General features: G+C 64.4%; 10 protein-coding genes. 1 reads left to right on the top strand and 9 read right to left on the bottom strand.

The window, feature by feature from the left end:
- Positions 1-88: 88 nt before the first annotated feature.
- The 3 genes from yajC to queA form a co-directional block, all read right to left on the bottom strand.
- Positions 89-418 carry a preprotein translocase subunit YajC gene (gene yajC, locus ACP7B7_RS25950; protein WP_426078601.1) on the bottom strand — a complete coding sequence of 110 codons (330 nt, stop codon included), beginning with the start codon at positions 416-418 and terminating at the stop codon, positions 89-91.
- A gap of 195 nt (positions 419-613) precedes the next feature.
- A complete protein-coding gene (gene tgt, locus ACP7B7_RS25945) occupies positions 614-1,753 on the bottom strand; it encodes a tRNA guanosine(34) transglycosylase Tgt (RefSeq protein WP_426078600.1) in 1,140 nt (379 codons plus the stop codon).
- A 1-nt stretch (position 1,754) separates the two neighbouring features.
- Positions 1,755-2,810, bottom strand: coding sequence for a tRNA preQ1(34) S-adenosylmethionine ribosyltransferase-isomerase QueA (queA, locus tag ACP7B7_RS25940; protein ID WP_426078599.1), 1,056 nt, complete (start codon positions 2,808-2,810; stop codon positions 1,755-1,757).
- Positions 2,811-2,986: 176 nt separating this feature from the next.
- Between queA and recG the strand changes: the two genes are divergently transcribed.
- The gene (gene recG / locus ACP7B7_RS25935; protein WP_308924025.1) at positions 2,987-5,098 is read left to right on the top strand and encodes an ATP-dependent DNA helicase RecG; all 2,112 of its coding nucleotides are present in this window, start codon (positions 2,987-2,989) and stop codon (positions 5,096-5,098) included.
- On the opposite strand, the gene ACP7B7_RS25930 is transcribed toward recG, so the two are convergent.
- Genes ACP7B7_RS25930 through pyrC form a run of 6 tightly spaced genes read right to left on the bottom strand, consistent with a single transcriptional unit; the run spans position 5,095 to position 12,681 of the window.
- Complete coding sequence (locus ACP7B7_RS25930; protein WP_426078598.1) at positions 5,095-8,436, bottom strand: SNF2-related protein; 3,342 nt, start codon at positions 8,434-8,436, stop codon at positions 5,095-5,097. The genes recG and ACP7B7_RS25930 overlap by 4 nt on opposite strands.
- A 9-nt stretch (positions 8,437-8,445) precedes the next feature.
- Complete coding sequence (locus ACP7B7_RS25925; protein WP_426078597.1) at positions 8,446-8,571, bottom strand: hypothetical protein; 126 nt, start codon at positions 8,569-8,571, stop codon at positions 8,446-8,448.
- Entirely contained in the window at positions 8,571-9,779 is a 1,209-nt protein-coding gene (locus tag ACP7B7_RS25920; protein ID WP_426078596.1) for an MFS transporter, read from the bottom strand. Before ACP7B7_RS25920 ends, ACP7B7_RS25925 begins: the two co-directional genes overlap by 1 nt.
- Positions 9,776-10,777 carry a Gfo/Idh/MocA family protein gene (locus ACP7B7_RS25915; protein WP_426078612.1) on the bottom strand — a complete coding sequence of 334 codons (1,002 nt, stop codon included), beginning with the start codon at positions 10,775-10,777 and terminating at the stop codon, positions 9,776-9,778. Before ACP7B7_RS25915 ends, ACP7B7_RS25920 begins: the two co-directional genes overlap by 4 nt.
- Before the next feature lie 32 nt (positions 10,778-10,809).
- Positions 10,810-11,610, bottom strand: a complete 801-nt coding sequence (locus ACP7B7_RS25910) for a DUF3025 domain-containing protein (protein WP_426078595.1) — start codon at positions 11,608-11,610, stop codon at positions 10,810-10,812.
- A gap of 6 nt (positions 11,611-11,616) precedes the next feature.
- Positions 11,617-12,681 (bottom strand): dihydroorotase, encoded by a 1,065-nt coding sequence (gene pyrC / locus ACP7B7_RS25905; protein ID WP_308924020.1) that lies wholly within the window; start codon positions 12,679-12,681, stop codon positions 11,617-11,619.
- Positions 12,682-12,725: the final 44 nt, after the last annotated feature.

Genomic DNA, 12,725 nt, shown 5'->3' with positions numbered 1-12,725 from the left:
TTCAGCGTTCAGTGTTGAGCGTCGGAGGCGTCGCAGGCAGCACATCGGGCGGCGGGTAGCCGCCCATGTCACATAACTACAGCGGTAATTACAGCGCCTTCAGGGTGCCTTTAGGCAGCAAGGTGGTGATGGAGCTCTTTTGCACCATGATTTCGGTGCCGGTCGCCACTTCGATGGTGACGTAGGCGTCCACTACCTTGACAACACGGCCCAGCATGCCACCGGCGGTGACGACTTCATCACCCTTGGCCAGCGCGTCCATCATCGCCCGCTGTTCTTTGGCGCGTTTTTGCTGTGGACGGATCATCAGGAAATACATGACCACGAACATCAATACCAGTGGCAAAAAGCTGGTCAGGTTGCTGCCGAGGCCCAGGGCATCGGCAGGGGCGGCGTAAGCGTTGGAAATGAAAAACACGGTGACTCCAGTTCTAATCAGTTTGGAAAAATAGCGCTGTATTCTAGCATCGGCTGTCGTCCACCTTGCCTGAATGGCGGCATGGCAGCTTCAAATGGGGCTAAAAAGGCATTATGCAATGCTTTCCCGCCCCCACCAAGCGGCAAGACAGAAAACATACGGCCTGGCCGATGTTGTACTTGCTCTAAGGATTTCTTAAGTTCCGCGTGCCCGTTCCGCATGGAACTGCAAGGTAAATGCATGGAAACGGTCTTCATCGAGCGCCTCGCGCATCTGGCGCATCAGATCCAGGTAGTAATGCAGGTTGTGGATGGTGTTCAGGCGCGCGCCGAGGATTTCCTTCGAGCGGTGCAGATGGTGCAGATAGGCGCGCGAAAAATTGCGGCAGGCGTAGCAGCCGCAGGTTTCGTCCAGCGGCGCCTGGTCTTCCTTGTACTTGGCGTTCTTGATCTTGATGTCGCCAAAACGCGTAAACAGCCAGCCATTCCTTGCGTTACGGGTCGGCATCACGCAATCGAACATGTCGATGCCGTTCGAGACACCGGCCACCAAGTCTTCCGGCGTGCCGACACCCATCAGGTAATGGGGCTTGTTGGCCGGCAGGCGCGGGCCGACGTGGGCCAGCATGCGCATCATGTCTTCCTTGGGCTCGCCGACCGACAGGCCGCCGATGGCGATGCCGGGAAAATCGATCTCTTCCAGCTTGGCCAGCGACTCGTCGCGCAGCATCTCGAACATGCCGCCCTGGACGATGCCGAACAGCGCGTTCGGGTTTTCGCCGCGGTGGAATTCATCTTTCGAGCGCTGGGCCCAGCGCAGCGACATGCGCATCGACTTGGCCGCTTCTTCCAAGGTGGCCGGACGGCCCTGGATTTCGTACGGCGTGCATTCGTCGAACTGCATCACGATGTCGGAATTCAACACGCGCTGCACCTGCATCGACACTTCCGGCGACAGGAACAGTTTATCGCCGTTGATGGGCGAATTGAAATGCACGCCCTCTTCCGTGATCTTGCGCATGGCGCCCAGCGAAAACACCTGGAAACCGCCCGAGTCCGTCAAGATCGGCTTGTTCCAGCCCATGAAGCCGTGCAGGCCGCCAAATTTTTCCATGACGGTATTGCCCGGACGCAGCCACAAGTGGAACGTGTTGCCCAGGATAATCTGCGCGTCGATCTCGTTCAGTTCCAGCGGCGACATGGCTTTCACGGAACCGTAAGTGCCCACTGGCATGAAGATCGGCGTCTGCACGACGCCATGGTTCAGTTTCAAGGTACCGCGGCGGGCCTTGGTCAAGCCGCTTGTATCGGTCTTGAGGACGGTAAATTCCAGCATGTCAGTCTTTCACGGAAGGGGTGATGTTCAGGGGCGCGCGCGATTGCGTGGTCAGCAGCATCGCGTCGCCATAGCTGAAGAAACGGTAGTGTTGGGCGATCGCATGCGCATAGGCATGGCGGATCGGCGCATAGCCGGCAAACGCCGACACCAGCATCAGCAGGGTCGATTTCGGCAAATGGAAATTGGTGATCAGGCGCGTGACGGTCTTGAAGGCATAGCCGGGCGTGATGAACAGGGCCGTGTCGGCGCTGCCCGCTTGCAACTGGCCGCTTTGCGAGGCCGACTCCAGCGCGCGCAGGCTGGTGGTGCCAACGGCGACCACGTCGCGGCCAGCTTGCTGCGTGGCGCGCACGGCGTCCACGGTGTCCTGCGGCATGGTGTACCACTCGGTATGCATCTTGTGTTCAGATAACACTTCGGTGCGCACCGGCTGGAAGGTGCCGGCGCCCACATGCAGCGTCACATAGGCGAAATTGACGCCCTTGGCTTTCAGCTGGTCGAGCAGGGCCTGGTCGAAATGCAGGCCGGCCGTCGGCGCGGCGACGGCGCCCGGCACCTTGTTGAACACGGTCTGGTAGCGCGTTTCGTCGAACTCGTCGGCGTCGTGCTCGATATACGGCGGCAGCGGCAGGCGGCCATGCGCCTCGATCAGCTCGAACACGTCGGCTTCGAAGTGCAAGGTGAAGAATTCGCCGGCGCGCTGGCCGACCGTCACGTCAAAGGCGTCGGCCAGACGGATGCGGCAGCCCGGTGGCGGCGACTTCGAGGCGCGCACCTGGGCCAGCACGGTGCGCTCATCGAGCACGCGCTCGACCAGGGCCTCGATCTTGCCGCCGCTTTCCTTGACGCCGAAGAAACGCGCTTTCAGCACGCGCGTGTCGTTCATCACCAGCAGGTCGCCGGCTTGCAGCAGATTGAGGATATCGGCAAAGCTGCGGTCCACCACGGCGTCGCCGTCCAGGTGCAACAGGCGCGAGGCGCTGCGCTCGGCCAAAGGAGTTTGCGCAATATTTTCTTGCGGCAAATTGAAATCGAAATCGGAAAGCGAATACATGCGTTTTGCTTGAAAAATACGTCAACAATGATTAGGAGTGCGCAATGCGGCGTGTGGCACTATACTGTGCGCCTATACAGGCATTACAATAATCCGCCGCAAGATTCTCTGCGCGGTACGCACAGGGTGTGCCGGACAACCCTCTATTTTACGCTAGCGGCAACAAAATCTCTTATATGCCTGATTTCAAGTCCGCAACGCCAGATCTGCCGCCCGCAGCCAAGCCAGCACCGAAGCCAAAAGCCGTCAAAAAAGTGGTCAGCACGGAAACGAAACTGGCCCGGCTGGGCTTGCGTACCGATATGGATCTGGTGCTGCACCTGCCGATGCGCTACGAAGATGAAACCAAGGTGTATACGATACGCGACGCCTGCCTGCGCGGCGGCGAGTCGTGGCAGGTGGAAGGCGTGGTCACCAAGTGCGAAGTCAGTTTCAAGCCGCGCAAGCAGTTGCTGGTCACCATCGCCGATGAAACGGGTGATTTGCTGCTGCGCTTCATGAACTTTTACGGCAGCCAGGTGAAACAGCTGGCCGAAGGCACGCGGGTGCGCGCGCGCGCCGAACTCAAGCACGGCTTCTTCGGCGCCGAGATGGTCCACCCCGTGTATAAAGTGGTGAACGAGGGCGCGCCGCTGCCGACCGCCCTGACGCCCGTGTATCCGTCCGGCGAAGGCCTGTCGCAGCATGTGCTGCGGCGCGAGATTGCCGAAGCGATGAAACGCATCGACTGGACCGATACCTTGCCGGAATCCCTGCTGCGCCAGATGCAGCTGTCGCCGTTCCAGGCGGCGGTGCGCCTGCTGCACTACCCGCCGCAGCAGATCGACGAGAGCGCGCTGATGGACCGCTCGCACCCGGCCTGGGTGCGCATGAAGTTCGATGAACTGCTGGCCCAGCAGCTGTCGCTGAAACGCGCCCAGCGCGCGCGCCGCTCGAAGGGCGCCGCCGCCCTGCCCTTTATCGGCAGCCTGTCGCATGCCTTCCAGGCTGCGCTGCCGTTCAGTCTGACGGGCGCGCAGGCGCGCGTGCTCGATGAAATCCGCGCCGACCTGCGCCAGCCGTATCCGATGCAGCGTTTGCTGCAGGGCGACGTCGGCAGCGGCAAGACGGTGGTGGCGGCCTTGTCCGCCACGCAGGCGATCGACAGCGGCTACCAGGCGGCCTTGATGGCGCCGACCGAGATCCTGGCCGAACAGCACTTCCGCAAGATCGCCGCCTGGATGGAGCCGCTGGGCGTGAAGGTGGCCTGGCTGACCGGCAGCCTGAAAAAGAAGGAAAAGACGGCGGCGCTGGCGCTGATCGAATCGGGCGAGGCGCAGCTGGTGATCGGCACGCACGCGCTGATCCAGGACAACGTCCAGTTCTCGAAACTGGGCCTGGTGATCGTCGACGAGCAGCACCGCTTCGGCGTGGGCCAGCGACTGACCCTGCGCAACAAGGGCGATAGCGCGGCCGTGCCGCACCAGCTGATGATGTCGGCCACGCCGATTCCGCGCACGCTGGCCATGACCTATTACGCCGACCTGGAAGTGTCGGTGATCGACGAGCTGCCGCCCGGGCGCAGCCCGATCGTCACGCGCGCCATCGACCAGAACCGGCGCGACGAGGTGATCGCGCGCGTGTATGCGGCCGCGCTGGAAGGCCGGCAGGTGTACTGGGTTTGCCCGCTGATCGAGGAGTCGGAAGCGCTGCAGCTGCAAACGGCCACCGACACCTACATGATGCTGGCCGAAGCGCTGCCCGCGCTGCAGGTGGGCCTGGTGCACGGCCGCCTGAAGCCGGCCGAAAAACAGGAGGTGATGGACGCCTTTATCGCCGGCCAGCTGCAGGTGCTGGTGGCCACCACCGTGATCGAGGTGGGCGTCGACGTGCCCAACGCCTCGCTGATGGTGATCGAGCACGCCGAGCGTTTTGGTTTGTCGCAACTGCACCAGCTGCGCGGGCGCGTCGGGCGCGGCTCGGCGGCCAGCGTCTGCCTGCTGCTGTACCAGGGCCCGCTGGGCGGCGTGGCGCGCCAGCGTTTGATGACCATGCGCGAAACCACCGACGGCTTTGAAATCGCCCGCCGCGACCTGGAAATCCGCGGCCCCGGCGAATTTCTCGGCGCGCGCCAGTCCGGCCAGGCCATGCTGCGCTTCGCCGACCTGGAAACCGATCAATGGCTGGTCGACCAGGCGCGCGACGTGGCGCACGACCTGCTGCACGCCACTTCGCCCGCCAGCGCCGCCACGGTGGAAGCCCACCTGGCGCGCTGGCTGGGCAACAAGGAAGAGTTTTTGAAAGTCTAGGCAGCAGCGGACAAGGGTGCGAAAATCGCCTGCAGATCGTCGTGCGTGACGGCCAGCGTTTGCGACTGGCCGTCGGCCAGCACCGCATCGGCCAGCTCGGCCTTGCGGCGCTGCATGTCCTGGATTTTTTCTTCCAGCGTCCCTCTGGCGATCAGCTTGTAGACGAACACCGGCTTGTCCTGGCCGATGCGCCAGGCGCGGTCGCTGGCCTGGTTTTCGGCCGCCGGATTCCACCAGGGGTCGTAATGGATGACGGTATCGGCGGCCGTCAGGTTCAGCCCCACGCCGCCCGCTTTCAGGCTGATCAGGAAGACCGGCACGGCGCCCTGCTGGAATGCGTCGACCTGCGCGCCGCGGTCACGCGTCTCGCCGGTCAGCAAAGCATAGGCGATGCCGCGCTCGCGTAACGGCGCTTCGATCAGCGCCAGCATGCTGGTAAATTGCGAAAACACCAGCACCTTGCGCCCTTCGGCCAGCAACGCTTCGAGCATCTCCATCAATTCGGCCAGCTTGGCCGACGGCGCCGCGCCTTTCTTGCCCGCGCCGGCCACCAGGCGCGGATCGCAGCATACCTGACGCAGCTTGAGCAAGGCTTCCAGGATCACGATCTGGCTGCGCGCCAGGCCCTTGGCGGCGATCGCCGCGCGCACCTTCGCATCCATCGCCAGGCGCACCGTTTCGTACAGGTCGCGCTGGGCGCCGGCCAGTTCGACTTCGCGCACCATCTCTGTCTTGGGCGGCAATTCGGCCGCCACCTTGTCCTTGGTACGGCGTAGCAGGAAAGGCTTGATGCGGCGGATCAAAAAGGCGTTGCGCGCACTGTCGCCCAGCTTTTCTATTGGTTTGCGAAATTCACCATTGAAGCTTTTTTCGTCGCCCAGCAACCCCGGCATCAGGAAGTGAAACTGCGACCACAGTTCGCCCAGGTGATTCTGCAGCGGCGTGCCGGTCAGGCACAGGCGGTGCGAGGCCTGCAGCAGGCCGGCCGTTTGCGCCGCCTTGGAGCGGCTGTTCTTGATGTATTGCGATTCGTCGAGGATCAGCAAGTGGAAGCGCTGGCCGCGCAGCGTTTCCTCGTCGCGCGGCAGCAGCGCATAAGTGGTCAGCACCAGATCGTATTGCCCCATCGTCTCGAAGTGCTGGACGCGCTGTGCGCCGTGCAGCAGCAGCACCCGCAAGCCGGGCGCAAAGCGCCTGGCTTCGGCCTGCCAGTTGCCCATCAAGCTGGTCGGCGCCACCACCAGCGCCGGCGCGATCAATCGTCCCGCTTCCTTTTCCAGCAGGATGTGGCACAAGGTCTGGATGGTTTTGCCCAGCCCCATGTCGTCGGCCAGGATGCCGGCGAAGTCGTACTCGCGCAGGAACTGCATCCACGCCACGCCTTCGGCCTGGTAAGGACGCAGCGCCGCCTGCAGGCCGGCCGGCGCGGCAACCGGGGCGATGCCGTCGAAGGCGCGCAGCCTGGCGCCCAGCTGGCGCAGCCGTTCACCGCCGGTCCAGCGCAGTTGCGCGCCCGCTTCCAGTTCGGCCAGGCGCGCCGCGTCCAGCACCGGCAGGCGCATGCCGGCGCCGATGTGGTCCTTGAAATACAGCTCGCCCAAGGCATGCAGAATCGGCTTGACGCGGCTCCACGGCAGCGCCACCCTGGCGCCGCCGGGCAGGCTGGCCATCAGGTGTTCGGCATCGTCGTGCAAGGCCAGCACCTGCGGATTGAAGCTGTCGGGCGCCGTCCGTATCAGTTGCAGCAGCACCGGCAGCAAGGGCACGCGCTGGCCGCCCACCACGATGCCCAGCTCCAGCTCGAACCAGGCATTGCCGCCCTCGCCCTCCTCGGCCACGTCGGCATACCATTCATCGATCGCCGCCAGGTCGTAACGGTAGCCGGGGCCGTATTCGATCAGCCAGCCCTGCTGGCGCAAGGCCGGCACGCCATGCGCCGCGAAATCGATCCAGGCAACCTGGTCAGGCAGTTGCAGCACGCCGGCCATCGCGTGCAGCGGCGACGCGGCGGCGGCGGCAAATCCGCTGTTGCGCAGAGTGGCCATGGCGGCCCGCTCCGCCCTGGCATCGCGCTTGATGGTCTCCTTGCCGCTGGAAGCATGACGCTGCAGTTTTTGCGCCGTGTCGGTGGACGCGCGCACGCCGTCATAATCAAACGCCAGCAGCGCGAAGTCGTGCGGCGGCGCGCCGGCGGTATCGCTGTCGACGCTGCCAAGCAGCAGGAAAGGGCGTGCCGCGATGTCACGCCGGACGATATTTCGCAACGGCGGCGGCGGCGCGATAAGCTGCTCCAGCCCTTGCGCGGCCAGCTCGCGCACCAGCAGTGCGCGCTGCTTTTCGGCCACGCGCGGCGCCTTGGCCACCAGCGCCTGGAGCTCGAGCGCCGCCATGCCGGCCAGGCTGTCGGGCAAGGTCAACGGGCCGATTTCCGCGCCGTGCACGAACAGCGCCGGCTGCGTCGCCAGCACATGTTCCAGCGGCGCGCCATCGTCCGTCTGCCAGCGCAGCATCACGCTGTCGTCTTCCTGCCAGATCCAGGCCAGGCGCGCCTGGCGCGCATCGGCCGCCAGCAGTGGTGTCAACCTGCCGTTTTTCAAGTCGTCGTGCGTGGCCGCGCGGAACAGACGCTGTTCTTGAGGCAAACGCTGCAGCAATTCGGCACCGATGGCGCCACTGATTTCAGCTGAGGCACTGTCTTGGGCATTGCCACAAAGCAGGAAAAACAGATGGGCCGCATAACTGTCCGCCGGCGTGACATACGCCGGCGGATAGTCGCGTATATCGGACAAATTGCTCACTACCGCAGCCGAGGCGATCGTGCCGCCCGCGCCCAGCCGGGCACGGCACAAGCACAGATGCAGCTGGCCGCCCGGCTTGGGCATCAGCACATACACCAGCCGGTACATGGGCTGTGCGGTGGCGCCAACGCGCCTGGCGGCAGGCTGGGGCGCGAGGGCCTGCGCCATCTTGCGCAGCCAGGCGCCCAGCTGCGGCGACATGCCGTCTTTGCCGGCAGAGGTGGACGGCGCCGGCGCCAGTTCCAGGTAACGCAACAAAACGGCCACCACATGCTTGCAATTGTGATCCATGGGACAGCTGCAATCGCCATCGACGCGCACGCCGCGCGCGGCGGGCTTGAGCCGTATCGTTTGGCGGTAGCTTTGCCCGCCGCTACCGCCGACCCGGCCCTTGATTACCCCATCGCCGACCGTGACAGACAGCACCATGCCGCGCTGCGCATAGCCGCGCCCGCGGCCCAGGGTGCCGCTATCGAAACAGCCGGCGATATCGTCGGCGCCAAACGCCATGATGCCGTGGTCAAGGGATTTCTTTGTCATGCATGTATTCTACAAACACATCCAGAAGCGGTTCGCCAGGTCGAGCATGAAGTCTGGCCGCAGATAGGCCATGAATACAAGGGCCAGCACCACGGCGCCCGCCAAGCGCCATAGCCAGAGGTGCCGGCGATTCATCACGCCGCCACCGCACGCCGTGCAGCGCGTTCGTCGATCGGCAGGTTGATCAGGGCGGCCAGCAGGCCCAGGCCGATGGTGATCATCCACACGGCGCTGTAATTGCCCATGCGCTCGTACAGGAAACCGCCGAGCCAGGCGCCGAGGAAGCTGCCCACCTGGTGCGAGAAGAAGACCATGCCGGCCAGCATCGACAGGTGCTTGACGCCGAAGATGCCGGCGATAATGCCGTTCGTCAGCGGCACGGTCGACAGCCACAGCACGCCCATGCCGGCGGCAAACAGGTACACCGTCCACGCCGACAATGGCGCCAGCAGGAACAGGCCGATGACGGCCGCGCGCGATACATAGATCGCCGACAGCAGATGGCGCTTGGCGAATTTTCCACCCAGCTTGCCCGCATAGTAGGAGCCGAAAATATTGAACAGGCCGATCAGCGCCAGCGCCGTCACCGCGATATTCGGGTTCATCAGGCCCTGGTCTTTCAGGTAGGCCGGCAAGTGCACGCCGATGAAGACCAGCTGGAAGCCACAGACGAAATAACCGGCCAGCAGCAGCCAGAACGAACGGTTGCCGATTGCCTCGTGAAAGGCCGCGCCGACGCTTTGCTGCGCGCCGCCAGCGTGGGCAACGGGCGGCTCGCGCAGGTAGAACGCCATCGGTATCATGGCCGCCACCACCAGCGCGGCCAGCACATAAAACGCGTTCTGCCAGCCGATGGCGGAAATGAGTTGCTGCTCGATCGGCATCATCAGGAACTGGCCGAAGGAGCCGGCCGCCGACGAGATGCCGAAGGCCCACGAGCGCTGTTCGGGCGGCGCGCTGCGCCCGATGATGCCGCTGATGGCGCCAAACGCGGTGCACGCCAGCGCCAGGCCGATGAACACGCCCGAGCCGACGATGAACAGGGTCGGTTCGGTCACCAGCGCCATCCAGACCAGGCCTGCCATATAGCTGATGGCGCCGACGATCACCACGCGCATGGTGCCGAAGCGGTCGGCCGCCATGCCGGCGAACGGCCCGAACACGCCCCACATCAGGTTTTGCAGGGCCATCGCCAGGGAATAGGTTTCGCGGGTCCAGCCATTGGCTTGCGAAATCGGCTGCATCCAGAAGCCCAGGCCGTGGCGCACACCCATCGCCAGAGTCAGCACGACGCCGCTGGCGATCAATATCGTTTTCAGGCTGGGGCGCGATGCGGTGTTCATGCGGCCGCCGTGGCGTGGTCGGCGTCGTAGACCAGCCCGACCTGCGCGCGCATGGTGTCGAGCACGTCCATCAGCGCCAAGGTTTCCGCATGCGGCATCAAGGGGCTTTCCGGCAGGCCGGCGCGGATGCAGCGCATCGCTTCCATCGCCTCGTGCGTGTAGCCGTTGCCGATAAACGGGGCATCGACCACGCGGCGCTCGCCGTCCATCGGCTCGACAATCAGGTGATCCGGTTTGTAGAAGCGGCCCGGCAGGCGGATGCGGCCCAGGGTGCCGGTGATCGTCAGTTCGGTCGGGCTCAAGACGCGCATGCTGCAGGCGCAGGAGGAACTGCCACCGCCTTCATGCAGCAGGCTGAACACGGCCTGCTCGTCGACGCCAGTCGGCCCCATCTCGGCCAGGGTCCGCACCTGCGTCACGGGTCCCAGAAAAAAGGCCGCCATCGACAGCGGATAGATGCCGATATCGAGCAGCGCGCCGCCGCCCAGCGCAGGGTTCAGCAAGCGGTGCTCGGGCGGGAAATTGGCGACAAAACCGATATCGGCCTGCAGCTGCTGCATGGTGCCGATCTCTCCGCTGGCGATCAGGCGCCGCGCTTCCTGCACCGCCGGCAGGAAGCGGCTCCACATGGCTTCCATCAGAAACAGTTTTTTCTCGCGCGCCAGTTCGATCACGCTTTGGGCTTCGCGCGCGTTCATGGTGAACGGCTTTTCGCACACCACATGCTTGCCGGCGGCCAGGCACATCAACGCGTTTTCCGCATGCAGGGTGTGCGGCGTGGCGATATAGATCACGTCGACGCCGGCGTCATCGGCCAGCGCCTGGTAGGAAGCATGGCGGCGCGGCGCATCGCATAGCGCGCCAAAACGCTCGGCGCTCTCCGGCGTGCGCGAGGCCACCGCCACCAGTTGCGCGCCGGGTACGTCGCGCAAGGCCGCCGCCATCGCCTGGGCGATCTTGCCGGTACCGAGTATGCCCCACCGTATCACCTGCTCCATGCCTGTCCTTTCGCGCTGCTGCGCGTTGATTATCATGCGGCTTTGCGCTTCGGGCGAAAAACCGTCGTGTCTCCGTAAAACTGCGCGTCCTGCCCTGCCCACCAGCCGGGAATGCCGAGCACCGGCAAGGGCGTGAAATCGGCCGTGCTCAAGCCTTGCTGCGCCAAATCCTGCGCCACCCTTGCATCGAGCCAGGCGCGCCGCGCCATATCGTCCAGCGCAAAGTAGGCGTCGCCGGCAAACACGATGCGGGTATGCGCCGTGATCGCCTTGTAGGGCGCCACCAGTTTTTCCATCAGCGCATGGCCGAACAGCCATACGTCGGCGTCGCCTTTGGCAGCAAACTGGCCGCGCTGTTCGACAAACACGCCCTGCCAGTCATGCGCGCGCAAGGCAGCCTCCAGCGCGTGGCCGGCCTGGCTGTCGCGCAGCACCAGCAGCGCCGAATTTTCATCGAAAATTGTCGCGCCATCGCGCGCCGGGCCGCGCGATTTACCCACGCCGGACAGGGCGATCTGCGCCGCCTGCAAGGCATTCAATTGCCGCTTGATCAGCGGGAAGGTCAGCCACACCAGCGCATTGAAAAAGTCGTGCAGGTTGTCGCGCGTGGGCACGCCGCCGGTGGCGCCAATGAATTCCTCATACGCCACGCCATCGGGCAGGTCGGCTTGCGGCACGAAACCCAGCGGCAGGCCGGACGGATTGCGCAAGTCCAGCGCGCGCGCCTGCAGGTTCAACGCCTCGATCACCGTGTGGCGCTGCAAATCCAGCCGCCCCCGCGCCGGCAGCACCGTGGCATACCAGGGGCGGGTCCAGTCTATCGATGGCAGCATCGGTGCTTACACCATCTTCCAGTTGATCTGCTCGCCGGCATTGAGCGGAATCACGTGGCTGTCGCCCAGCGGCAGCGAAGCAGGCAAGGTCCAGCTTTCGCGTTTCAGGGTGATGGTATCGGTATTGCGCGGCACACCGTAAAAGGCCGGGCCGTGGAAGCTGGCGAACGCTTCCAGTTTGTCGAGCGCACCGGCCCGTTCGAACGCTTCGGCATACAGTTCCATCGCGTGCAGGGCCGTGTAGCAGCCCGCACAGCCACAGGCCATTTCCTTGGCGCCCTGCGCATGCGGCGCCGAGTCGGTGCCGAGGAAGAAACGCTCGTCGCCGCTGGCGGCCGCCGTCATCAATGCCAGGCGGTGTTCCTCGCGTTTCAGGATCGGCAGGCAGTAGTAATGGGGACGGATGCCGCCCTTGAAAAGCTCGTTGCGGTTGTACAGCAAATGGTGGGCGGTGATGGTGGCGGCGATCGGACCTTCGGCCTCGGCCACGTACTGCGCCGCATCCTTGGTGGTGATGTGCTCGAACACCACCGACAGGGCCGGGAAGCTGCTCCGCAGCGGGCGCATCACGCGTTCGATAAAGACGGCTTCGCGGTCGAAGATATCGATCTCGGGATCGGTCACTTCGCCGTGCACGAGGAAGGGCATGCCCACTTCCTGCATCACTTCGAGCACCTTGTAGCAGTTTTTCAGGTCGCTCACGCCCAAATCGGAATTGGTGGTGGCGCCGGCCGGATACAGTTTCACGGCCTGAACGATGCCGCTGTCCTGCGCGCGGCGGATTTCGTCAGGCGAGGTGTTGTTGGTCAGGTACAGCACCATCAGCGGATCGAACTGCACGCCTTCCGGCACGGCGGCCAGGATGCGCTCGCGGTAGGCGGTGGCGTCGGCGGTGGTGGTGACGGGCGGTTTCAGGTTCGGCATCACGATGGCGCGGCCGAACTGGCGTGCGCTGTGCGGCAAGACGCTGGCCATGACGGCGCCATCGCGCAGGTGCAAGTGCCAGTCGTCAGGACGCGTGATGGTCAGCGACGAGGGAACGGTGGTCGGGGTGTGATCGGGTGTGGACATGGCGGCAGCTCTCGGGCGGTGATTGCGGATGGCGCCATTTTACC

This window comes from Janthinobacterium sp. PSPC3-1, from assembly GCF_049896105.1.
Lineage (GTDB): Bacteria > Pseudomonadota > Gammaproteobacteria > Burkholderiales > Burkholderiaceae_D > Janthinobacterium.
This window is presented reverse-complemented; position numbering and strand designations above follow the sequence as displayed.

Coding starts and splice junctions, on each gene's coding strand:
- pyrC (WP_308924020.1), bottom strand. CDS start 12,681: ATGTCCACACCCGATCACACCCCGACCACCGTTCCCTCGTCGCTGACC.
- recG (WP_308924025.1), top strand. CDS start 2,987: ATGCCTGATTTCAAGTCCGCAACGCCAGATCTGCCGCCCGCAGCCAAG.
- ACP7B7_RS25930 (WP_426078598.1), bottom strand. CDS start 8,436: ATGACAAAGAAATCCCTTGACCACGGCATCATGGCGTTTGGCGCCGAC.
- tgt (WP_426078600.1), bottom strand. CDS start 1,753: ATGCTGGAATTTACCGTCCTCAAGACCGATACAAGCGGCTTGACCAAG.
- ACP7B7_RS25920 (WP_426078596.1), bottom strand. CDS start 9,779: ATGAACACCGCATCGCGCCCCAGCCTGAAAACGATATTGATCGCCAGC.
- ACP7B7_RS25925 (WP_426078597.1), bottom strand. CDS start 8,571: ATGAATCGCCGGCACCTCTGGCTATGGCGCTTGGCGGGCGCCGTGGTG.
- queA (WP_426078599.1), bottom strand. CDS start 2,810: ATGTATTCGCTTTCCGATTTCGATTTCAATTTGCCGCAAGAAAATATT.
- ACP7B7_RS25910 (WP_426078595.1), bottom strand. CDS start 11,610: ATGCTGCCATCGATAGACTGGACCCGCCCCTGGTATGCCACGGTGCTG.
- ACP7B7_RS25915 (WP_426078612.1), bottom strand. CDS start 10,777: ATGGAGCAGGTGATACGGTGGGGCATACTCGGTACCGGCAAGATCGCC.